Genomic DNA, 23,496 nt, shown 5'->3' on the forward strand with positions numbered 1-23,496 from the left:
ATTCACTAAGTGAGATGTACTTATATATTTTTTATAAGAAGGTATGTTTGAAGGAGGATATTTCATGACAGAACTTAACAATGATGTTCCAAATTTTAAACCGGGGGATAGTGTGAAAGGCACTGTTGTAAAGCTTGAAGACAAACAGATCCTTGTCGATATTGGTTACAAAACAGAAGGGATTGTACCGTTAAACGAGCTTTCCAATCTTAAAACAGAAAATCCCGGCGAAGTCGTAAATGTTGGAGACGAGCTTGAACTAAAGGTTAAAAAATGGAGCGATGATGAAATCATCCTTTCCAAAAAAGCACTGGATTCCGAGAAGGCATGGAATGACTTGGAAGAGAGGTTTGAAAGTCAATCCATTTTTGAAGTGGAAGTCAAAGAGGTCGTTAAAGGCGGCTTGGTAGCAGATGTTGGTGTTCGCGGTTTTATTCCAGCTTCCATGGTAGAAACATATTTTGTAGAGGATTTTAGTAACTATAAAGGCAAAACACTTTCGGTTAAAGTAGTTGAATTGGATAGAGGCAAAAATCGTGTGATTCTTTCCCACCGAATTGTTGAAGAAGAGGCAGAGGCTGCCAAAAAGAATGAATTACTTCAATCCATTGACGAAGGGCAGGTACTTGTTGGCACAGTAAGAAGATTGACCAATTTCGGTGCTTTTGTCGATCTTGGGGGAATAGACGGACTGGTGCATATTTCACAATTAGCCCATGAGCATGTAGACAAAGCCTCTGACGTTGTTTCAGAAGGGGAAGAGATCAAAGTGGAAGTGTTGTCCGTGGACAGAGACAGTGAACGGATTTCATTATCCCGTAAAAAAGTGCTGCCTGGCCCATGGGAAAATATCGAGGAAAATATAAAACCTGGTCAAACTGTCCAGGGGCTCGTCAAAAGATTGGTCAGCTTTGGTGCCTTTGTTGAAGTCTTGCCTGGCGTAGAAGGTTTAGTGCATATTTCACAAATAGCAAATAGACATATCGGTACCCCGCAGGAAGTACTCGAAGAGGGACAAAAAGTAGAGGTCAAAGTGCTCGATATCAACGAAAATCAGGAAAGAATGTCTTTGAGCATGAAAGAGGTAGAACAGGATAATGAAGAGAAAGAAATTCAGCAATACACAAAAGATGATGAAGAAAGCGGTTTTCATTTTGGCGATATCATCGGAGATAAGCTGAACAAATACAAATAACGAGGGAACTTGGCATTCGCTATATATTTGGTGAATGCCAATTTTTTTGATTCATTTTCCTGCTTTACAAAAGGTATATGCATATGGAAAAGGGATTTTACTTTTTCTTAAAGTGAAGAAGTTAATCAAAGCGACACATAAATGGTGAAACCAGGTTAGTGGTCAATTTTCTGACAATTATTAGCATCTTATCCTCACGTCCCGCAGCCATAATGAAATGGCGTCCATCTCTCACGAAAACACATGTGCCACGGTTGAAATTGTTGATAGCATCATTGACAAATGATATACAGTAAGCCCTCAGTTTAAAAATTTCTTTTTTCAGACATAATGAATACGGATAAAGCAACTTGTGGCATTTTTGTAAACATATTCGTTGTCAGTGATGGTCCATATTGTACGTAGGAGTTGAAAAAAGTTGGCTGAGGGTGTGCATTTTTTTTGGTTAAGTTGGATGTTTTGGGTGATAGCAGCTTGCTTTATGCCCCACTCAAGGAGAAATACCTTGGTAAAAGTGTGGATATTGGCCGCAATCGCCACAGCGAATACTTATTTAATTGTTGGGCAACTGACGTTATCTGCCACGTTAATGATACTTTTGACTGGTGCTTTTTTGCTGATTACAAAAACATACGCTACATATCTGAATTTGTTTACAGCTTTTACGGTAATGATCGTATATGACTGCATTTTGATATGGGAACACGAAGTACCAATGTGGCTGATTATGCCCAAATCTTTATTTTTACCCTTAATAATCGTAACCATTATCTTATATGTAGCAAAAGGTTTGATGAAGAGGGTGGCGATCGCAGTAGTCGGTGTTTGTGGAGGAGATTTATTTTATGGTGTGATGCTATCAAGTTATCATATCCCATATACCGCAGGAAGCAAAGCTTTTTTGGATGATTTTGTCGTTATTGTGGCTGTAATTATATGTCTTCAAATCCTTCATGAAATGTACTCATATGGAATGAAGCTCTTGCACAAACATACAACAGCCCCAGCAATATTGGAACAAAGGAAAAAAGATGCTCGCTAAACATACAAGGACAGCCTGTTCAGAATAAATATTTTGATTGTTTATATGATGTTCTTTTGCTAGAATGAATAAAGTCAATGAACAAGAGAAAGGATGTTCCTTTCATGAGGAAACCTGTTGTAGCAATTGTAGGCAGGCCGAATGTCGGTAAATCGACAATATTCAACCGGCTTGTCGGTGAGAGAATTTCAATCATAGAGGATAAACCGGGAGTAACCCGAGACAGGATTTATGCGCCTGCTGAATGGCTGGCTACAGAATTCGATCTGATTGATACTGGCGGTATTGATCTCGGAGACGAGCCACTCCTTGTACAAGTTCGTCAGCAGGCAGAAATCGCCATCGATGAAGCCGATGTAATTATTTTTCTGCTCAATGGCAAAGAGGGGATTACCGGCGCTGATGAAGAAGTGGCGAAGTTATTATTTAAATCCAATAAACCAGTGGTGCTGGGTGTCAACAAAATGGACAACCCTGAAATGAGAAATGAAATTTATGAATATTATGCAATGGGATTTGGAGAGCCTTTTCCGATATCAGGTTCTCATGGGCTTGGACTTGGTGATTTGCTTGATGAAGTTGTCAAACATTTTCCAAACATGGAAGACAATGATGATGAAACGGATACAATCCATTTCAGCCTGATTGGAAGGCCAAATGTGGGCAAGTCCTCACTAGTCAATGCGATTCTGAATGAAGATAGGGTAATTGTCAGTGATATAGAGGGGACAACCCGCGATGCGGTAGACACGAAATTGGTAAAAGACGGAAAAAATTACATCATTATTGATACGGCCGGTATGCGAAAAAAGGGCAAGGTTTATGAAACTACTGAAAAGTACAGCATATTGCGTGCCCTTAAAGCAATCGAGCGCTCGGATGTTGTCTTGATACTGATTGACGCAGAGACTGGCATTAGAGAACAGGATAAGAAAATAGCTGGTTATGCGCATGACGCAGGAAGAGCGATGGTAATCGTTGTCAATAAGTGGGATACAATCGAGACAACTGAGAAATCCATGAAGGAATTCGAAAGCAAAGTACGTGCACATTTTCAATTTCTTGATTATGCTCCGATCGTATTCTTATCGGCTAAAACCAAAAAAAGAATTCACACTTTACTGCCAGCAGTCCAGACAGCCAGTGAAAACCATGCTAAACGTATTCCGACAAATGTGCTGAATGATGTTATAATGGATGCGATAGCTTTGAACCCTACACCGACAATCAAGGGGCGAAGGTTGAAAATTCTTTATGCTACCCAGGTTGCGGTTAAACCGCCGGCCTTTGTTGTTTTTGTCAACGATCCGGAACTGGTGCATTTTTCGTATGAACGTTTCTTGGAAAATAAAATCCGGGAGGCATTTGGATTCATTGGCACTCCTATAAAATTATTTGCCCGCAAACGTCAATAAGGAGGACATAAAAGTGAGCAAAATCGCAGTCTTAGGCGCAGGAAGCTGGGGAACAGCTTTGAGTATCGTACTGGCTGATAATGGCCACGAAGTACGTTTATGGACTCATCGTAAAGAACAGGCCGAACTAATTAATGAAACACACAAAAATGAAAAATACCTTGAAATCATGATTCCTGAACAAATCAAAGCATATGATGATCTAAAAGCTGCGACTGATGGTGTAACAGCGATTGTTCTCGTCGTACCGACAAAGGCAATTAGAGAAGTATGTCATGAACTGGACGGCATACTGACCCATTCGCCGCTGCTTATTCACGCTTCGAAAGGTATTGAACCAGGATCATTAAAGAGAGTCTCACAAATGATCGACGAAGAAATGGCTGTCTACAATTATGAAGATATCGTTGTTTTATCAGGTCCAAGCCATGCCGAAGAAGTAGCGAAGAGGCATCCAACGACAGTTACCGTCGCGTCTTTGAATGAAGATCACGCTAGCATAGCACAGGATTTGTTTTTTAATGAAGCATTTCGTGTCTATACAAGTAATGACATGATTGGTATCGAATTAGGCGGTGCCCTCAAAAATATTATCGCTCTCGGTGCAGGAATATCTGATGGCTTAGGTTACGGCGATAACGCGAAAGCGGCTTTGATTACAAGGGGACTTGCCGAAATAACAAGGTTAGGCACCTCGCTTGGGGCTAATCCGCTTTCCTTCCTTGGATTGCCAGGTGTCGGGGATCTCATTGTCACATGTACAAGTGTGCACAGCCGAAACTGGAGAGCTGGCAATATGCTCGGAAAAGGAAAAAAACTGGATGAGATCCTGGATCAAATGGGCATGGTTGTTGAAGGTGTCAGAACTGCTGAAGCAGCATATAAATTCGCAAAAGCTGAGGGTGTCGAGATGCCGATCACATCCGGGATTTATCAAGTCCTTTATGAGGATAAACATCCTAAAGAGGTTGTAGAACAGCTGATGAATCGCGATAAGCGTGAAGAAATGGATGATTTGGCTTCTCTTTTACGAAATAAATACACACGATAAACTTTCACTTTGCATATACTGTCATGAATCATGGACAATATGCAAGGAGGAGAATGTGTGAACAAGAAGGGCAATTTATTCGACAAGATCAATCAAAAGACCAATATCGACCCCGGGGAAATCTATAAAGTTGCCGATTCAGTGAAGAATGCTGATTTTTCTGATGAACGTACAGTCAGAAATCTCGTACGGAGATTGGCTAAAATGGCGAATAAACCATTACCTAAAGAAAAAGAAGACAAACTAGTACAGTCTATTGTTTCCAATAATGTGCCGACCGATATGCAATCTTTGAGTAAAATGTTTAAAAAGTAACCGATTCTGGGCAAGTGAGGATGCATAACCTGACAGAACTGCATAAAATACAACGAACAAGTATTCATGCAATAGAGTTGTGATTGGGTATTATTTAGTCAGACCGAGATGAAGGTATGCCCCGGTTCATCTCGGTTTTTTTTGCAGTTTTGTATTCTCACGTTTAATATGCTTCATTCCATGACAGGCTTTATGTTATAATACGTGTGCTATACAGAATAGGAGTGAATGCAATGATGTCAGCCGGTTTGAAAGAATTGACCTCTTTTGTTGGAATAGCTTTGCTAATCCTGGCTATTGTCTTTATTCAAATCGCCAGAAACAAACTTAGTGGATGGTTTGCAAGAATCATTTCACTGCTCGCTTATCTATGCTTGGTCGTCGGCGGTCTCATAGTGGTTTACATTGTCTTTAGCGGCCCTACCCAGTAGTGTATCAGCAGGAGGAAAGCAAAAAAATGAAATATACATATGTAAAAATGGCAATTGGATTATGTTTGATTTTCTTTTTAAGTGGATGTTTATATCCTAAAGAAGAGTTGGATAAGAATAAAGTACCAAACCAGGATCAGCTGGATGCAATACAAAAGGCTGTAGATGAATATAGAGAGCAAACAGGCGGCCTGGTGCCAATTAAAACCAAACCGATGGAAACGCCGTTATATGAGAAATATATTGTCGATTTCACCATGCTGAAAGAGAAAAATTTAATTAGTGAGACGCCAGGGAATGCTTATGAGAATGGCGGTATCTATCAATACACCTTAATCACTCCAGAAAAAAATCCGACTGTTAAATTAATTGATTTAAGGATGTCTGAAGCCATACGTGATATCAATATAAAATTGGATCTTTATCGTGATAAACATTTGTATCCGCCGTTTGGAAAAAAAATAGCCTCAAATGTATATACGATAGACTATAAGAAATTGGGGCTGAACGAAGCTCCTTATGTAAAAAGCCCTTATTCTCAAAAAATCCTTCCGATTGTGATCAATACGGATGGAGATTTGTATGTAGATTATGGGAGTGAATTGGCTGACGCGCTGAAAAAGTACAAACATCATTATAAAAATGGTGACGATATCAGGGATATACTGGCCGAAAATACTCCCTTTGTCCCCGCTTATTCTTTGCCATATACAGTTAAAAACGGTGATCCGGTCTTCTTGAATAAAAAATAACAAAGAATTTCAGCATAAAGAAACGCTTGCAGCATATATTGTTGCAAGGGTTTTTTTGTGTAGCTTTTAAAAAGGGAAGTAAAGATTTTATTTGCAATAGCAAGGCATATTTCAATAGGACAACATCATAGACTTGTAATGTCAATAATCGCAGGAGCTACTTATGTGAAATTGCAAGTGAGATCGGGAGGGGATCGTTTGGAAAAGGTTGATATTTTTAAAGATATTTCAAAAAGAACGAACGGCGATATCTACCTGGGCATCGTTGGGGCTGTCCGTACTGGAAAGTCCACATTCATAAAGAAATTTATGGAACTGCTCGTTTTGCCTAATATCGCTGACGAAAGTGAAAGAGCCAGGGCACACGATGAGTTGCCTCAAAGTGCCGCAGGAAAAACCATCATGACAACAGAGCCGAAGTTCATTCCGAATCAAGCTGTATCAGTCCATGTTGATGAGGGGCTCGACGTCAATGTTCGTTTAGTGGATTGTGTGGGTTACGCAGTCGATGGGGCAAAGGGATTTGAAGATGAAAATGGACCAAGGATGATCCATACACCCTGGTATGAAGACCCAATACCATTTCATGATGCTGCAGAAATAGGCACCAGGAAGGTCATCCAGGAACATTCAACTATCGGTGTTGTAGTCACCACTGACGGGTCGATCGCAGAAATCCCGCGCTCAGATTACTGTGAGGCTGAAGCAAAAGTTGTGGAGGAGTTAAAAGAGGTAGGCAAGCCATTTGTGATGGTGATTAACTCGACTAATCCAACCAGCCAGCAAACAGAATTGTTAAGACAGCAATTGGTCGAGGATTATGATATTCCCGTATTGGCAATGAGTGTGGAATCCATGACAGAACATGATGTATATAATGTCCTGCGGGAGTCACTGTTTGAATTTCCAGTATTGGAGGTAAATGTAAATCTTCCAAGCTGGGTGATGGTACTTCGAGAAAAACACTGGCTTCGCCAAAACTATCAGGATGCAATACAAGCTACGGTAAAAAATATCAGACGTTTACGCGATGTAGACCATATTGTAAATGAGTTTGCAGATTATGATTATATCGAACGTGCAAATATTGCTGGAATGGAAATGGGCGAAGGTGTGGCAGAAATTGACCTGCATGCTCCTGACAGACTTTATGATGATATCCTGAAAGAAATTGTAGGGGTTGAAATTCGAGGAAAAGATCACCTGCTTGAATTGATGCAAGACTTCTCCTATGCCAAACGTGAATACGACCAGGTTTCCAGTGCATTGCAAATGGTTAAACAAACAGGCTACGGCATCGCAGCACCCAGCCTTGAAGACATGCAGCTGGAAGAACCGGAGATCATACGTCAGGGATCCAGATATGGGGTGAGATTGAAAGCTGTCGCTCCTTCGATCCATATGATCAAGGTAGAAGTGGAGTCCGAATTCGCACCGATAATTGGTACTGAGAAACAAAGTGAGGAACTCGTAAGGTATTTGATGCAGGATTTTGAAGAAGATCCGCTGTCTATTTGGGAATCCGATATATTTGGCAGATCGCTTAGTTCCATTGTCAGAGAAGGCATACAAGCAAAAATCGCACTGATGCCGGAAAATGCACGATATAAATTAAAAGATACACTGGAGCGAATCATCAACGAAGGTTCAGGCGGACTGATTGCTATCATACTATGACGCTCCCATGCAACAGCAACTCAATTCTGGTTGCTGTTTTTTTTATGCAGTCCTGAAATGATGAAGTTTTCGTTTATTTGGGTCTCCCTGAAACAGTTATCCCGGAAGAGGAATAATAGTTTTTAACTTTTTTTCATACAACGGCAGTAATTGAAGTATGCATGACGTATATCTTTCAGTAAGGCTTGAGATACTTGCCGGCTTTGTGGTGACCCGTTTTTCAATGAAAATATGAAATATCAGGTCCAAAAACAAGAATTTCATAAAAAAACAGATGAAATTATGATGTTTTTGTTGAAATTTCTCTTCATCTCGGTTATTATAAGCCTTGTCACCGTTGAAGTAATGGTGATTTCCCAGTATAAAAACCGGCAACTTGGTGAACAAATGAGGATATAAGTAATTTGTTCCAGACATTCTTTTAAGAGGAGGTGAATATCATGAACAAAACAGATTTGATTAATACTGTCGCTGAAAAAAGCGAGCTTTCCAAAAAAGATGCTTCCAAAGCTGTTGATGCAGTATTTGATGCTGTCATGGATTCACTTAAAAATGGTGAAAAAGTACAACTGATTGGTTTTGGAAACTTTGAAGTACGTGAACGCTCAGCACGTAAAGGTCGTAATCCGCAAACTGGAGAAGAAATTGAAATTCCAGCAAGCAAAGTACCAGCGTTCAAACCAGGTAAAGCCCTTAAAGATAGCGTAAAATAATACAGCTTACATAGGGCTGATAATAGGGTGCGTTTATGCGCACCCTATTATTTTTGTTTTTTGGCGTATTGTTACATAGAAAAACAGGGAATATTATAGAGAAATTGTTCCTGTAAACAAATCTCGCTGCATTTTTTACGTCGTACATTTTTAAGTGTCATGTTTCTTACTAGTATGTTTTGACAATACGCTGGAAATAGGCCATATTTGATGGAGTGGACACACATTTGTACGGACTGGCGTCAAGTCCCAACGTTATCATGGTGTTATTCCACCCAGTTTTAATAGAAAAAGCATTAACTTAGCATTCATTGAAATAAAAGGAGGAACTCATAAGGTGAACAGCGAGGCATTCAATAAAACCGACTTTTTTGTTATTAAGGCACTGGAAGATGGGGTGAATGTGATCGGCTTAACAAGAGGCTCCGATACACGTTTTCATCATACAGAAAAGCTTGATAAAGATGAGATAATGATCGCTCAGTTTACCGAGCACACATCTGCTGTCAAAATCAGGGGCAAAGCAGTGATACAAACCAGCCATGGAGAACTATCCAATATGGAAAAGTAAATGTCATAAGAACATTCACCTGATTATCCAACTCCTTTAGATTATGATATAATGTCTAGAGTGCTCATAAGGTATAGTCGAAAGGTTCGGGTGATTGTTTTGCATCAGATCATGTCTGAGATTGAGGAACTGAGAACACTAACAGAAAACGAAATCTATCACAAATATATGGAGTATTATATAGGCAAACCCCGGATAAACACGGAAAAATTATATGTATTATACAGCATAATGCAAAACGTACCTCTTCCGGAAATGAAAAAAAAACGCATTATCGTTACTGCTTCTTTGGTACAGCTTGCTTTAGATACGCATGATCTTGTTCCTGAAGACCATAAGGCAGAGGCCGATCAAGATAGAATATATACGCAACTTTCTGTTCTTGCGGGAGATTATTACAGTGGGCTGTATTATCAATTGCTCGCAGAAATAGGCGAAATTGGTTTAATCAGTGTTTTATCTACAGCGATCAGAAAAATAAACGAAGCAAAAATGAAGCTCCATTATAACGACTTCAGCAGCGAGAAAGAGCTAATCACGATCTTGAAAGAAATTAACGGCACTTTGTATGTGCATTTATCTGATTATATTGGGCCCGAACGAATCGCGGGATTTTTGAAAGAGTGGCTGTTTTTCCTTTTTTTGTCCGAGGAACAGAAACAGTATTTGCCGCTTTTTGAAAAAATAGCAGAAAACAACAAACATTTGCATCTGGATACCAAGGCAATTCGCCGGAAGAGCTTTGAAGAAGTTGTTGAATCAGCAAAACAGCTGCCGGCACCATACCAAGATTTACAAATGCATGCACGAACATTATTGAATAACCGCTAATCTCCAGTTGGAAAGGGAATGCTTTTATGGAACAAACAAAGGAAGAACGTGTACATCATGTTTTTGAAAAAATATATGATAATTATGATGCCATGAATTCTGTTATCTCTTTTGAAATGCACAAATCATGGCGCAAGGATGTCATGGAACGCATGCATGTGCAAGAAGGAGCTGCCGCCTTGGACGTATGTTGCGGTACAGGAGACTGGTCCATTTCACTGGCACAAGCTGTAGGGGATAATGGAAAGGTGTGCGGACTGGATTTCAGTGACAATATGCTGTCAGTAGCCGAACAAAAAAAACAGCAGCTTCAGTTGGACAATCTCACCTTTATACATGGCAATGCAATGAAACTCCCTTTTGAAGACAATACCTTTGACTATGTGACGATTGGATTTGGTTTGCGAAATGTGCCGGATTATTTGACTGTACTAAAAGAAATGTGCCGGGTGGTCAAGCCAGGCGGCCTTGCAGTCTGTTTGGAAACATCACAGCCGACGCTTCCAGTGTACCGTCAGGGCTATTACTTTTATTTTCGTTATATCATGCCTTTATTTGGTAAGTTTTTCGTGAAAAGCTATAAGGAATATGCATGGCTTCACGAATCCGCGAAAAATTTCCCTGACAAAAACAAATTGACCCAGATGTTCTTCGATGCAGGTTTTTCATTTGTGGATGTGAAGAGCTATACCGGCGGTGTGGCTGCAATGCATATGGGACATAAATCAATATAGACTTTTCTATAATCGGTAAAAGGTGAAAACCATGAAATTAGCTAAAACTTACAGTTATTTAAAAAAAGATCTGGAAAAAATTGAAACCACACTTGATGAAATCATACAAGCGGATCATCACATCCTGAATAGTGCTTCGAAACATTTACTCAAGGCTGGCGGAAAGAGAATCCGGCCACTATTCGTGCTGCTATCGGGGCAATTCAACCAAGCTGATAAAGAGCAGATTAAAACCATAGCGGTTTCTTTAGAACTGATTCACATGGCTACGCTTGTACACGATGATGTGATTGATAATGCCGCTATCAGAAGGGGCAAGCCCACGATCAAAAAACAATACGGTAACCGGGTCGCTATGTATACTGGTGACTATATGCTGGCACTGGCTTTGGAGAATATAACCAAAATCGATAATCCGCACATTCATCAAACATTGTCGAACGCCTTGGTAGAAGTCTGTATCGGTGAGATTGAGCAGATGAGATATAAATACATATGGAATCAAAATTTGCGAACGTATTTACGACGTATTAAAAGAAAAACCGCTTTACTGATTGCTACAAGCTGCAAACTCGGTGCACTGGCAGCAAACCTGTCAACGGCAGAAGTCAATAGACTTTATAAATATGGTTATTATATCGGAATGTCTTACCAAATCATAGACGATATACTCGATTTCACCTCAAATGCCAAAGAATTGGGCAAACCTGCTGGAAACGATTTATTACAGGGGAATGTAACTTTGCCGGTGCTGTTCGCTATGCAGGACAATCAATTCAAAAAGAAATTGCAGCGCGTATTTTCAGATGGGCAAACATCGTCGGAGAAGGAATTTGCAGGGGTGATTGCAGACATCAAGAAATTGGGAGCAATTGAAGCATCGTTTCGTATCAGCAACCTTTATCTTCAAAAAGGACTCAAATCACTATCTGCACTTCCTGATAGTCAATCGAAAAGGACTTTGGAAACTATTGCCCGTTATATAGGCAAACGGCGTTCATAAGTTATTGTCATATTCTTGAAAATCTGATAGAATTTTAACGGTTGAGTAAGTATTCATGACAAATGAGAGGTGCAAACATGGAAAAGACATTTTTGATGGTTAAGCCCGACGGTGTACAGCGCAATTTGATTGGAGAAATTGTACATCGTTTCGAGAAAAAAGGCTTCAAACTTTGTGCGGCAAAGCTGATGCAAATTTCAGATGAACTAGCAAAACAACACTACGCTGAACATAAAGAACGTCCATTCTTTGGCGAGTTGGTCCAATTTATCACGTCTGGTCCAGTTTTTGCAATGGTCTATGAAGGGGAAAATGTGATAAAAACAGCCCGTGAAATGATGGGTAAAACAAATCCGGCAGAGGCCGCTCCTGGAACTATCCGTGGCGACTATGGTATAACAGTGGGGAAAAATATCATCCATGGTTCCGATTCACCAGAAAGTGCCGAGAGAGAAATCAACTTGTTTTTCAGTGAAAGCGAAATCCTTTCATATACAAAACAAGATAATGACTGGATTTACTGATTCTCTCCATCAAGAGACCGTCCATACAGCCGCGTTTGGTCCCAAGCTAAACGTGGCTGTATTTTGTTAGAATGTCTTTGGAAAAGAGATGATTAGATAATGATTGATGACTACGCTGCGTTTACATACTTGATCAAAAAGAAATTGAACATCGACCTTTCATTATATAAAGAAAAACAGATGAGACGAAGACTCACTTCATTACGGGATAAGCAGGGTTTTATGGACTTCAGCTCTTTTTTTAAAGGTATGGAAGAGGATGATAGTTTATTGGCTGAATTCACTGACCGAATCACCATCAATGTGTCGGAATTTTTCCGTAATCCGCAACGATGGGAGATCTTAAGAGAACGTATCATACCACGTCTAATTTCAGAAAGAAAACAGTTATCAATTTGGAGTGCTGCTTGTTCGACGGGGGAGGAACCATATAGTCTGGCAATAACGATGAAGCATTTTTTCCCCCATATACCATTTACTATTCATGCCACGGATATGGATGAAAATGTGCTGCAAATCGCTAAGCTTGGCACATATAAACAACAAGCATTGAAAGAAATGCCGAAAGAGCTGATTCATCGATATTTCACATTCGAAAATGGCATTTACACTATCGACCCAGCTTTAAAATCGAACATTACATACCATAAACATAACCTGTTAGCAGATACATATCCAAAACATGTAGATTTGCTTGTCTGCCGTAATGTTTTAATCTATTTTACCGAAGAAGCTAAACAAAATATTTATCGTAAATTTAGTGAAGCTTTAACAGTGGGGGGGATATTGTTTGTAGGCAGTACAGAACAGATTTTTCACCCGGACGAACATCATTTTTCTTTAGCCGATACTTTTTTTTATAGGAAAGCAAAATAACTTTTTCTCTTATCGTCGCAGATAAGAGTTTTTTAATTGGTTATCAGAATGACAGCGTGATGTGTCGAGGTAGTTACAACACTAACCTAGTGCAGTATAGCTTTCTTATTCATCGACGAGAAAGGATTATAAATTTACTGCGTCTGGAAAATTCTACTAAATTGAGGCATTCCAATCTTTGAGACAAATCAAGTTTTTTTAAAAAATCTACGTTTTAGGTGGATAGATTAACAAAAATATTTTAATATGTGATATATTAGGTAAAATCATGATGAAGGAGTTGGGATAAAATGCGTTACCTTACAGCAGGGGAATCCCATGGCAAGCAATTGACAACCATTATTGAGGGTGTGCCGGCCAGAATGCCTATCACACCTGATGATATCAATGAATCGCTGTTGCGCAGGCAAAAAGGGCATGGTCGCGGGAAAAGAATGCAAATAGAAAAAGATCTTGTGGATATTACGAGTGGTGTGCGCCATGGTTATACACTCGGTTCGCCAATTTCACTCGTTATACATAATGATGATTTTAAACATTGGACTGACATCATGGGAGAAGAGGCTCCTGAAGAAGATAAGAAAATCAGAAGGATTGTTACCAAACCTCGCCCGGGTCACGCTGATCTCAACGGAGCTCTTAAATACGGACACCGCGATATGCGTAATGTACTGGAGCGCTCATCTGCGAGAGAAACTGCAGCGCGGGTTGCTGCAGGTGCAGTTGCCAAAATTATGCTTAAGCAGCTGGGAATAGAGGTTTGCGGGTATGTGAGGGAAATCGCAGGTATTATTGCTGATGATTCAATAAACTTACCGATTAAAGAAATGCAAGAAGTTTCAGAGCAGTCTCCCGTCAGAGTCTTAGACAAAAAAATTGAACAGCAAATGATGGATGCGATTGATAAAGCAAAAAAAGATGGTGATTCCATCGGAGGGGTCACAGAAGTATATGTTACCGGGATGCCTGCTGGAATCGGGTCTTATGTACAATATGACCGTAAGCTGGATGGACGCCTCGCAGGAAGCGTCATGAGCATTAATGCATACAAAGGCGTCGAAATCGGAATCGGTTTTGAAGCAGCTCGGAAGAACGGCAGTGAAGTACACGATGAAATCGCTTGGGAAGAGAAAAAGGGGTACTACCGTAAATCCAATCGTCTTGGAGGATTTGAAGGTGGGATGACCAACGGCATGCCACTCATCATTAAGGGGGTCATGAAGCCGATACCTACCCTTTACAAACCATTAAAGAGTGTTGATATCGATACAAAAGAACCCTTCACCGCCAGCGTGGAACGTTCTGATTCATGTGCAGTTCCAGCTGCAGCAGTCGTGATGGAACATGTCGTGGCATTTGAATTGGCCAATGCCTTGACAGAAACGTTTACCAGTGATCAATTTCCGAAATTACAACAGGAACTGGAGCGTTACCGGGAAGAAATCAGGTGTTTTTAAGTGTTGACCATTCAAGTGAAATCGTCGAAGAATGAGTACCCGATTCATATCGGAAAAGCCCTGTTAAAACATTTGGATGAATTAATCCCTTCTCATTATACGTCTGTATTCATCGTAGCAGATCAAACTGTCGCTAGCTTATATCTCAATCAAGTAATCAGCGGAATAAACCGCAAGAATGTCCATACGACAGTCATAGCTTCTGGAGAGACAAGCAAGAGTATTCATACATTTTACAACTTGCATACGGAGGCAATTAAAGCAGGACTTGACCGCAAATCTCTTATTATCGCTTTAGGCGGCGGGATGGTAGGGGACTTGGCAGGTTTTGTCGCTTCCACATTCATGCGGGGAATAGACTTCGTTCAACTGCCGACCACTATTTTAGCACATGATAGCAGTGTTGGGGGAAAAGTGGCAATCAATCATGAAGCAGGAAAAAATCTGATTGGAAATTTCCATTCTCCAGCAATGGTCATTTACGATGTTGCAACATTGCAAAGCCTGCCCGAAAAGGAAATCCGTTCTGGGTTCGCCGAACTGATGAAGGAGGCGATGATTGCGAATAACGGGTTTTATGATCAGCTGCTTTCTACAAAGCTACACAAACTTGATTATAGTTTCCTCACAGATTTCCTTACGGAGGGAATGCGGATCAAAGCGAAAATTGTGGAACAAGATGAAAAGGAAAATGGCGCTCGGAAGTTTTTAAATTTCGGGCACACTTTGGGACATGCACTGGAAGCCGAACTTGGTTATGGAAAAATGACCCACGGAGAAGCGGTAGCGAATGGAATGTTGTTTGCAGCAACGGTGAGTGAGCGACTGTACGGATGCGATCTGCGATTCAAGGAGTTATTGGGGTGGATGAGACAAAATGATTATCCAATTCTGCACGAAAATATGGATTGTGATAGTCTCTTGCTCCGAATGAAAACTGATAAAAAAAATATCTCTGGTCATGTACAGATGGTGCTGCTCAAAAAAATTGGCTGTCCTGTGACGAGGGAACTGGAGGATCATATACTCTTGGCGTATTTGAAAGAATTTTTGGGGGAGATGAGTCAGAGATGACACGTGGAATTAGAGGTGCGACAACTGTCAATAAGAACAATTATACGGAAATAATCTTTCATACCAAGGAATTGCTCAGAGAAATGACAATAAAAAATAATGTATCGCCCGAAGATATTTCTCATATGTTCATCTCGGCGACCAATGACATTACTGCAGCATTCCCGGCTAAAGCAGCCAGGGAGTTTCCGGGGTGGGGCCACGTTCCTGTAATGTGTATGCGTGAAATGGAAGTTCCCGGAAGTCTAGAAAAATGTATTCGAATCATGATGGTGGTAAACACTGAAAAGCCACAGACAGAAATGAACCATATTTTTCACCGTGATGCGAAAGAACTGCGTCCTGATTTGATTGCAGAGAAAGAGAGATGACCTTTTTCATGGAAAAACAAAAAATTATCGACAGTTTAAAACCGTATAAACAAGGAATGCAGATAAATGAAGTAAAACAAAAATATAATCTGGACAACATCGTAAAACTTGCCTCCAATGAGAACCCCTATGGTTTTTCATCGCTGGCAAAAGATGCGATCGTTTCTTCAATCAACGATATGGAATTGTATCCTGACGGTTATGCTGGCGCATTAAGGAGTGCTGTCGCAGAAAAAATTGGAGTCCATGAAAATCAACTTGTATTTGGGAGTGGCTCTGATGACTTGATCGGTCTGATTTGCCGCACTTACTTATATCCAGGTGCAAACACTATTATGGCTGCGCCGACTTTTGGTCAATATCGGCAAAATGTTCTTGTGGAAGGAGCAAAGCCTAAGGAGATACCACTTGCTGGCGGGTCTCACGATCTTAAGAAAATGGAACAGGTAATCGATGAAAATACAGAAATCATTTGGCTTTGTTCTCCTAATAATCCAACAGGGTGTGCCATTGAGAAACAAACACTGTATGACTTCCTTGCAACCATACCGAGTAATATCACAATCGTTTTGGACGAGGCATACTATGAATTTATGGACGAAGAAGATAAGCCTCATGTAGAACAAAAGCTGGGTTCATTTTCGAATGTAATTGTTTTACGCACTTTTTCAAAAGCATATGGGTTGGCTGGACTAAGAATTGGTTACGCTGTTTGCAGCAAGGAAAACAGCAACAAATTGAATGCGGTCAGGGCCGCCTTCAATACTTCTGCATTGGCGCAAAGGGCTGCTCTTGCAGCATTGAAGGATGATGCATTTCTTCAAGCTACAATCAAGAGCAATCAAAGTGTCAGGGATTCCTTCCAGGATTTTCTTGACCAGCTTGGCTGGAGATACGAGCGATCACAAACTAATTTCCTGCTTGTTCACACACCGACAAGTGGAGATGAGCTGTTTGAATATTTATTGCGTAAGGGATTTATCGTTCGGTCAGGGGAAGCGTTGGGTTGCCCCAATACAGTAAGAATAACGATTGGTAAGCAGGAAGACATGGATGAACTGCAAAAATATCTGAAACAATTCAACCAGGAAGTGAAAGGGTAGACGTCTTGTGAAAAATCATATATTGGTTGCCGGGCTGGGCCTGATTGGCGGATCGATTGCCAAGGCCCTTGCTGCGCAGCCTGATAATCATATAACCGGATATGATATTGATGAGGAAACACTCAAAAGTGCAAAGGAACAACATATTATTGATGATTTTGACCAGTCGTTTGAACGTTTGGCTACAGAAGCAAACATCATCATTTTAGCCGCTCCCATTAGCATGACAATCTCCCTGCTGAAAACATTGGACCAATGCCATTTTGAAAATGATGTCATTGTCACAGATGTATCCTCTGTAAAAGGCGTAATCATGGAAGCGGCTCAGCATTTATCGAATAAGCGTTTGACTTTTATCGGTGGGCACCCGATGGCGGGTTCTCATAAAAAAGGTATTCATGCAGCTAAAGCCCATTTATTCGAAAACGCGATTTATGTATTATCTCCTACATACAATGTGGATCATGACAAACTGCAGCAACTGAAACAGGTGCTTCAACCACTCAATAGCCGGTTTTTAGTATTGCAGCCGACTGAGCATGACGAGATGACAGCGGTGGTCTCGCATTTTCCTCATCTAATCGCTTCCGCTCTTGTGCACCAAGCAAGAAATTGGGAGGAGACACATGACAGGCTTCCAGTACTGGCAGCCGGAGGATTTCGAGATATAACAAGGATCGCCTCAAGCAACCCGACATTATGGCAGGATATATTTCAACACAATCAATCAAAAATGGCTCCTTTGCTGCAAAACTGGATTAGAGAAATGGAGTATTTGTACAAACTTTTAAAGGAAAATGATAAGCATGCCATGACAGTATATTTGGAGCAGGCAAAAACCTACAGGGATGGCTTGCAGTCAAAACATCAGGGTGCGGTTCCTTCTTTTTATGACTTGTTCGTAGATATACGAGATCAGACAGGCGCCTTGGCGGCAGTTGTACAAATACTAGCGGAGAACCAAATTAGCATATCTAATATACAGATTTTAGAAATAAGAGAAGGCATCACTGGAGCGTTGCGTATCACTGTAACCAGTGAATCTGCGCAAGCGGCAGCCGGTGCCATACTAAAGAAAAAAGGATATGAAATTTCATTTACTCCATCGTAAAATTGGTTAAGAATATATAAAGCAGACGAAAGGTGTTGCATAGATTTGAACAAATTATATTACGATAATTCACCACTGCTTGGTAAAATCCGTATTCCAGGGGATAAATCAATTTCTCATCGTTCCGTCATGCTTGCCAGTCTTGCAGAGGGAGAATCCCATATTACAAATTTTCTCAGCGGCGAAGACTGTATGCGGACAATTGAAATATTCCGCGCGATGGGTGTCAAAATTGAACAGAGTGGATCTAATGTAACCATTGAAGGAAAAGGTGTCCATCAATTGGCAGAACCAGCAGTACCGTTATATTTTGGGAATTCCGGAACAACAGCAAGACTGATGCTTGGGATTCTGGCAGGTCTGCCTTTCTTCACTACAGTATACGGAGACTCATCGTTAACCAGACGCCCGATGAATCGTGTTATTCACCCTTTGAAAAAAATGGGAGCATCTATCGACGGGGCAAAGCAAGCCTCATACTTACCGTTGGCTATCAGGGGCAGGGATTTACAAGCAATGACGTACGAGCTGCCTGTTAGGAGTGCACAAGTGAAGTCTGCGCTTCTATTGGCTGGGCTGTTTGCAAATGGAGACACTACAATCATGGAAATGGCCCCGACCCGCAACCATACAGAAAATATGCTCCGTGCTATGGGAGTACCAATCGAGGTTCAAGATGAAAAATGTATCACTATGACATCGGGTCATACCCTTAGGGGAAAAGATATAGAAGTACCGGGGGACATTTCCTCAGCTGCGTTTTTTCTGGTTGCAGCCGCAATCACCCCTGGGAGCCATATTGAGCTGATAAACGTAGGATTAAATGAAACACGTACAGGATTGTTGCAAGTTTTACAGGAAATGGGAGCAGATTTGAAAATCAGTAACGTGCATGCCTCCGGGGGAGAAATGATTGGTGATATAGAAATTTCGTATCATGAGCTAAAGGCCGTCGACATCGGCGGGAGTCTGATACCGAAGTTAATTGACGAATTGCCTGTTATCGCTTTGCTGGCCACACAGGCAGAAGGCGTAACGACCATTTACGATGCTGAAGAATTAAAAGTGAAAGAAACAGATCGAATAAAAGCTGTCTACGAGACATTATCCGAGTTGGGCGCGGACATTAGACCTACTGATGACGGCTTGATCATACGCGGCAAAACAACTTTGCAAGGCGGCAGTACGAAGTCTTATCATGACCATCGCATCGCAATGATGACAGCCATTGCATCCATTATTGCTTCCGATGAAGTACAGATTGATGATTTGTCCTGTGTCGCCATTTCTTATCCTGAATTTTTCTCACATTTAGATAAGTTACTTGGAATTCAGCTATCAGAATAGAATAATTGCCGGTTTCGGGCTGAAAAGTTTAAAATAAAGAATCTGTTATCATGCAGATTCTTTATTTTACTTCTTAGAGTAGAAATTATACTATGGATGAAGAGGAATCAAAGGAGCGTAAAAATATGGACACAATCATGCAGGCAGTTCGTTTAGTGGAAAATAACCAGGTGGAAAAGGCATTGGAAAAACTTGAAAACTTTTTGCCGCTCGCGGATGAAGAAGAAAAATATACCATTGCTCAGTTATATCTGCAATGGGGTTATTTAACGGAATCCAGTGAGATATTGCACCAATTGCTTGAAATATATCCGGAGGAAACCGAGTTGCGAATCATGCTTGCCCAGATTTATACCGAGCTGGAGCAGGATGAAGAAGCAATCCAGCAATTGAGCATGATTGATGCGGATGATGAAAGTTATGTACAAGCATTGGTCCAGTTAGCTGATTTATACCAGTCCCAAGGGATTTTTGAAGTTGCCGAACAGAAACTGTTAACTGCCAAAAGGATACAACCTGATGAAAAAGTGATTGATTTCGCTTTGGGTGAATTGTATTATTCCATAGGCGAATACCAACATGCCATTGTATATTATGAGCGTCTCGGCCAGATAGAATTTGCCGAAGTATCGATAACCGAGCGTTTGGCAGAATCTTATGCTTCTGCGGGAAAATACGAAGAGGCGCTTCAGTTTTACAAAGAATCCGATCTTAAAACTCCTGATGCGCTATTCAAATATGGTATTACCGCTCAGCAGGCGGAACGGTCGGATATTGCCATATACACATGGGAAAAGGTGATTCACCTCGATCCGTATTACCATACGGCTTATTATCCTCTTGCCAAAGCGTATGAAGAAGAAGAGCTATTAGATAAAGCGTATAAAACAGCACAAAAAGGTCTCGATATGGATGAATTTAATAAAGAACTATATTATTATGCGGCAATATTGGCAAAGAAACTTGGGAAGGGACAGGAAAGCGAAGATCTTGTTCGCAAATCGATTGCCCTGGATCCCGATTACAAAGAAGCGATATTGTTTTTGATAGCTTCCTTGAAAGATAAAAATGATTCACATGGGATCATAGAACTGGTTCAGGAAATTCAGAGAACCGGTGCAGAAGATGCGGCCTATGACTGGGAAGCGGCCACGGCTTTTAACCAAATTGAATCCTATGAAGATGCATTAAAATATTACCAACGTGCATATATTAACCTTAAAGATGACAGTGAGTTCTTGAAAGAATATGGTTATTTTCTCAGCGAAGAAGGGAGGAACGCAGAAGCGTGCGACGTATTGCGAAATTATCTTGAAATCGTACCAACTGACATAGAAACGGAAGAATTCGTACACCGTCTTCAACAGCAGTCATAAACAAGAGGCAAAAGAACAGGTCACTCACCAGATAGCATCGGGGGGAAGAATGTATGCAAACTCCTATTTCTGTAAACGAAAAAAAAATCTTCATTCAATGGTTTCTCAATCAATATCAGTTGAAAAAAAGAGAAAGTGTATGGATCCTCAACTATCTAATCAATCATGACGATATTTTAGAACATATTCATTTTGTTCGTGAAGCCAAGCTTTGTCCCAGAAGCATCATTATTTCATCTGAATGTTCCAAGGAGGTACCATTTCGATTCTATAAAAATCATATCGTTACAACGGATGCGGAAAAGTCTTTCCATGATATACGCCTCAACAGAGAAGAGGATTTGTTCATTGAAGTGCATTTTAAAAATGATCGTCAGAACGCCATGTATGTTTCTGTTTTGGAAGAGAACCCTTTCATTCCAAAGGAGCATACTATTACTCCGCAGGATGAACAAGTCGCGAATGACATTCTTCGCTTTGTGCTTTATGAATATAAAATGAAACGCATAAAAGAACTGATTGACAAAGCGCTTGATGAAAGAAACAGTTCTGAATTCCTCAGGCTGTCTCAAGAACTTTCCAAATTGGAAGCTATGCAGTCCCAGACGTAATTTGTCTTGGGTTGCTTTTTTTTGGCAAAATAAGATAATATTGGGATTGGGATTAAAAAGCAATCAACTCGCACACAATAAATAAAGGAGTGTATTAATCTTTGCAATGGAATAAAAATGATACAGATCAATACCTGCAGGCAAAAGAGTATATTGATACAGTCGTTATGGCTTTGATACCTTTTCAATTGAGTAATGACCAGGAATTGTCCAAGCTGGCGTATCAAGATGAAGTATTGCAGATTTTTGCCAGTGAAATCACCCGTGAATTGTCAGGAAGGACGATGCAGGTCCCTGCCTATCATTATCTAAAATCCGCTAACAGAGAAAGTGAAACGGACCGGATCAATACTTGGATTCAAGACAGTGCGAAACAACCATTCCAGCATACATTCCTGCTTACTTTTGACGCTTCCTGGAAAAAACAGGAACGGGAATTGAATGGTAATTTACTATGGTTACCTGGAATACAGTCGGGGGACATTCACTCGAAAGAAATAAGACAATACATTCATGACCAAGTGATGCAAATAAGTGAATTGATACAATCGTACTGGTAATTACCATTCGTTTTAATGGTGTGCCAGGATACTGCTCAGTCGATTTCTTTTATAGTGTTATATATTGACCAAGCAGGTAGTTTGCGCTATCATGGTAATGTCCTAGTAATGTGAAGTTAGTCAATTTATGTCCGTGATTATAGTAAAGAGGGGGGAAAATCATGAGTGATGAAAAACAACAAGTGACCCGTCGACAATTTCTCAATTACACACTGACTGGTGTTGGGGGCTTCATGGCCGCCGGTCTGCTGATATCTCCGTTGCGTATGGCTATCGATCCAGTATTGCAGCCGTCTAAGTCTGGTGATTTGGCGAATGTAGGCCTGGCAGTCGAGGATATTAAAAACGAACCGACACGAGTTGACTGGAAGATTGATCAAGTTGATGCATGGTATGAATCCAAAGTGAGTCAAACAGCATGGGTTTACAAAAATGACAAGGGCGATATCGTAGCACTTTCCCCAATTTGTACGCATCTTGGGTGTACTGTGTCATGGGAAGGGAATGATCAATACCCAAATGAATTCTATTGTCCATGTCATGGTGGTAGATACACCAAGGATGGAACGAACATCCCGGGTACACCGCCATTAGCACCACTGCATCCATATGAACAAAAAGTAAAAGATGGCATGCTATATCTTGGCAATCCACAACCAAGAAAGGAGGCGTAATGAATCATGTTTCAAAAGATGTATGATTGGATCGATGAACGCATTGATATTACGCCTATTTGGCGGGATATCGCTGACCATGAAGTGCCAGAACACGTTAATCCGGCGCATCATTTTTCCGCATTTGTATACTGTTTTGGCGGATTGACTTTCTTTGTGGTAGTCATCCAAATTTTATCCGGGATGTTTTTGACAATGTATTATGTACCTGACATCGAAAACGCTTGGAAATCCGTTTATTATTTACAAACACAAGTAGCCCATGGCCAGATTGTGCGAGGTATGCACCACTGGGGAGCTAGTGTGGTTATTGTCATGTTACTATTACATACACTGCGGGTATTTTTCCAAGGTGCTTACAAGAAACCGCGTGAACTTAACTGGATAGTCGGCGTATTGCTATTCTTCATCATGCTTGGTTTAGGCTTCACCGGTTACTTGCTACCGTGGGATAATAAAGCATATTTCGCCACTGAAGTTGGCTTGAACATCGCAGGACAAGTTCCGTTGATTGGCGACTGGCTCAAGATTCTTTTGGCTGGAGATGCAAATATCGTTGGTGCACAAACATTGACCAGATTTTTTGCAATCCACGTATTTTTCTTGCCTGGTGCGCTATTTGCCTTATTGGCAGTTCACTTTATTCTGATTCGCAGACAAGGTATTTCCGGACCACTATAAA

26 protein-coding genes are annotated in these 23,496 nt (G+C 40.7%); all 26 read left to right on the top strand.

Going from position 1 to position 23,496, the window contains the following annotated elements:
- Positions 1-64 precede the first annotated feature (64 nt).
- The 26 genes from rpsA to qcrB all read left to right on the top strand — a co-directional run bounded on the left by rpsA (position 65) and on the right by qcrB (position 23,495).
- Complete coding sequence (rpsA, locus tag ACFSMW_RS04845; protein ID WP_390353488.1) at positions 65-1,195, top strand: 30S ribosomal protein S1; 1,131 nt, start codon at positions 65-67, stop codon at positions 1,193-1,195.
- A gap of 418 nt (positions 1,196-1,613) precedes the next feature.
- Positions 1,614-2,237 (top strand): YphA family membrane protein, encoded by a 624-nt coding sequence (locus ACFSMW_RS04850; RefSeq protein ID WP_390353490.1) that lies wholly within the window; start codon positions 1,614-1,616, stop codon positions 2,235-2,237.
- 104 nt (positions 2,238-2,341) lie between these two features.
- Positions 2,342-3,652, top strand: a complete 1,311-nt coding sequence (der, locus tag ACFSMW_RS04855; protein ID WP_390353492.1) for a ribosome biogenesis GTPase Der — start codon at positions 2,342-2,344, stop codon at positions 3,650-3,652.
- A gap of 13 nt (positions 3,653-3,665) precedes the next feature.
- The gene (locus ACFSMW_RS04860) at positions 3,666-4,703 is read left to right on the top strand and encodes an NAD(P)H-dependent glycerol-3-phosphate dehydrogenase (RefSeq protein WP_390353494.1); all 1,038 of its coding nucleotides are present in this window, start codon (positions 3,666-3,668) and stop codon (positions 4,701-4,703) included.
- Positions 4,704-4,760: 57 nt separating this feature from the next.
- Entirely contained in the window at positions 4,761-5,018 is a 258-nt protein-coding gene (locus ACFSMW_RS04865; RefSeq protein ID WP_390353496.1) for a stage VI sporulation protein F, read from the top strand.
- A gap of 233 nt (positions 5,019-5,251) precedes the next feature.
- A complete protein-coding gene (locus tag ACFSMW_RS04870; protein WP_390353498.1) occupies positions 5,252-5,449 on the top strand; it encodes a DUF2768 domain-containing protein in 198 nt (65 codons plus the stop codon).
- Between the two features lie 26 nt (positions 5,450-5,475).
- Positions 5,476-6,201 carry a hypothetical protein gene (locus ACFSMW_RS04875; RefSeq protein WP_390353500.1) on the top strand — a complete coding sequence of 242 codons (726 nt, stop codon included), beginning with the start codon at positions 5,476-5,478 and terminating at the stop codon, positions 6,199-6,201.
- A 198-nt stretch (positions 6,202-6,399) separates the two neighbouring features.
- On the top strand, positions 6,400-7,878 hold the full coding sequence (spoIVA, locus tag ACFSMW_RS04880; protein WP_390353933.1) for a stage IV sporulation protein A: 1,479 nt from the start codon (positions 6,400-6,402) through the stop codon (positions 7,876-7,878).
- A 440-nt stretch (positions 7,879-8,318) separates the two neighbouring features.
- Entirely contained in the window at positions 8,319-8,591 is a 273-nt protein-coding gene (locus tag ACFSMW_RS04885; RefSeq protein ID WP_390353502.1) for an HU family DNA-binding protein, read from the top strand.
- Between the two features lie 337 nt (positions 8,592-8,928).
- Positions 8,929-9,162: a trp RNA-binding attenuation protein MtrB gene (mtrB, locus tag ACFSMW_RS04890; protein WP_390353504.1), complete on the top strand. Its 234-nt coding sequence runs from the start codon at positions 8,929-8,931 to the stop codon at positions 9,160-9,162.
- 99 nt (positions 9,163-9,261) lie between these two features.
- On the top strand, positions 9,262-9,993 hold the full coding sequence (locus ACFSMW_RS04895; protein WP_390353506.1) for a heptaprenyl diphosphate synthase component 1: 732 nt from the start codon (positions 9,262-9,264) through the stop codon (positions 9,991-9,993).
- Positions 9,994-10,019: 26 nt separating this feature from the next.
- Positions 10,020-10,727, top strand: coding sequence for a demethylmenaquinone methyltransferase (locus ACFSMW_RS04900; protein ID WP_390353508.1), 708 nt, complete (start codon positions 10,020-10,022; stop codon positions 10,725-10,727).
- Between the two features lie 31 nt (positions 10,728-10,758).
- A complete protein-coding gene (gene hepT / locus ACFSMW_RS04905; RefSeq protein WP_390353510.1) occupies positions 10,759-11,730 on the top strand; it encodes a heptaprenyl diphosphate synthase component II in 972 nt (323 codons plus the stop codon).
- Positions 11,731-11,807: 77 nt separating this feature from the next.
- On the top strand, positions 11,808-12,254 hold the full coding sequence (gene ndk / locus ACFSMW_RS04910) for a nucleoside-diphosphate kinase (protein WP_390353512.1): 447 nt from the start codon (positions 11,808-11,810) through the stop codon (positions 12,252-12,254).
- Between the two features lie 99 nt (positions 12,255-12,353).
- Positions 12,354-13,130 carry a CheR family methyltransferase gene (locus tag ACFSMW_RS04915; RefSeq protein ID WP_390353514.1) on the top strand — a complete coding sequence of 259 codons (777 nt, stop codon included), beginning with the start codon at positions 12,354-12,356 and terminating at the stop codon, positions 13,128-13,130.
- A 290-nt stretch (positions 13,131-13,420) separates the two neighbouring features.
- Positions 13,421-14,587: a chorismate synthase gene (gene aroC / locus ACFSMW_RS04920; protein WP_390353516.1), complete on the top strand. Its 1,167-nt coding sequence runs from the start codon at positions 13,421-13,423 to the stop codon at positions 14,585-14,587.
- On the top strand, positions 14,588-15,661 hold the full coding sequence (aroB, locus tag ACFSMW_RS04925; protein ID WP_390353518.1) for a 3-dehydroquinate synthase: 1,074 nt from the start codon (positions 14,588-14,590) through the stop codon (positions 15,659-15,661).
- Positions 15,658-16,032, top strand: coding sequence for a chorismate mutase (aroH, locus tag ACFSMW_RS04930; RefSeq protein WP_390353520.1), 375 nt, complete (start codon positions 15,658-15,660; stop codon positions 16,030-16,032). The genes aroB and aroH overlap by 4 nt, the downstream gene beginning before the upstream one ends.
- Before the next feature lie 8 nt (positions 16,033-16,040).
- On the top strand, positions 16,041-17,135 hold the full coding sequence (gene hisC, locus ACFSMW_RS04935; protein WP_390353522.1) for a histidinol-phosphate transaminase: 1,095 nt from the start codon (positions 16,041-16,043) through the stop codon (positions 17,133-17,135).
- A gap of 7 nt (positions 17,136-17,142) precedes the next feature.
- Entirely contained in the window at positions 17,143-18,246 is a 1,104-nt protein-coding gene (locus ACFSMW_RS04940; protein ID WP_390353524.1) for a prephenate dehydrogenase, read from the top strand.
- A 45-nt stretch (positions 18,247-18,291) separates the two neighbouring features.
- Positions 18,292-19,593 (top strand): 3-phosphoshikimate 1-carboxyvinyltransferase, encoded by a 1,302-nt coding sequence (gene aroA / locus ACFSMW_RS04945; RefSeq protein WP_390353526.1) that lies wholly within the window; start codon positions 18,292-18,294, stop codon positions 19,591-19,593.
- Positions 19,594-19,718: 125 nt separating this feature from the next.
- Complete coding sequence (locus tag ACFSMW_RS04950) at positions 19,719-20,969, top strand: tetratricopeptide repeat protein (RefSeq protein ID WP_390353528.1); 1,251 nt, start codon at positions 19,719-19,721, stop codon at positions 20,967-20,969.
- Positions 20,970-21,022: 53 nt separating this feature from the next.
- On the top strand, positions 21,023-21,580 hold the full coding sequence (locus tag ACFSMW_RS04955) for a ReoY family proteolytic degradation factor (protein ID WP_390353530.1): 558 nt from the start codon (positions 21,023-21,025) through the stop codon (positions 21,578-21,580).
- Between the two features lie 101 nt (positions 21,581-21,681).
- Positions 21,682-22,140 carry a DUF2487 family protein gene (locus tag ACFSMW_RS04960; protein WP_390353532.1) on the top strand — a complete coding sequence of 153 codons (459 nt, stop codon included), beginning with the start codon at positions 21,682-21,684 and terminating at the stop codon, positions 22,138-22,140.
- 161 nt (positions 22,141-22,301) lie between these two features.
- The gene (locus tag ACFSMW_RS04965) at positions 22,302-22,814 is read left to right on the top strand and encodes a QcrA and Rieske domain-containing protein (RefSeq protein WP_390353534.1); all 513 of its coding nucleotides are present in this window, start codon (positions 22,302-22,304) and stop codon (positions 22,812-22,814) included.
- A gap of 6 nt (positions 22,815-22,820) precedes the next feature.
- A complete protein-coding gene (gene qcrB, locus ACFSMW_RS04970; protein WP_390353536.1) occupies positions 22,821-23,495 on the top strand; it encodes a menaquinol-cytochrome c reductase cytochrome b subunit in 675 nt (224 codons plus the stop codon).
- Position 23,496: the final 1 nt, after the last annotated feature.

Source organism: Tigheibacillus halophilus (genome assembly GCF_042683165.1).
GTDB classification, from domain to species: Bacteria; Bacillota; Bacilli; order Bacillales; family Amphibacillaceae; genus Tigheibacillus; species Tigheibacillus halophilus.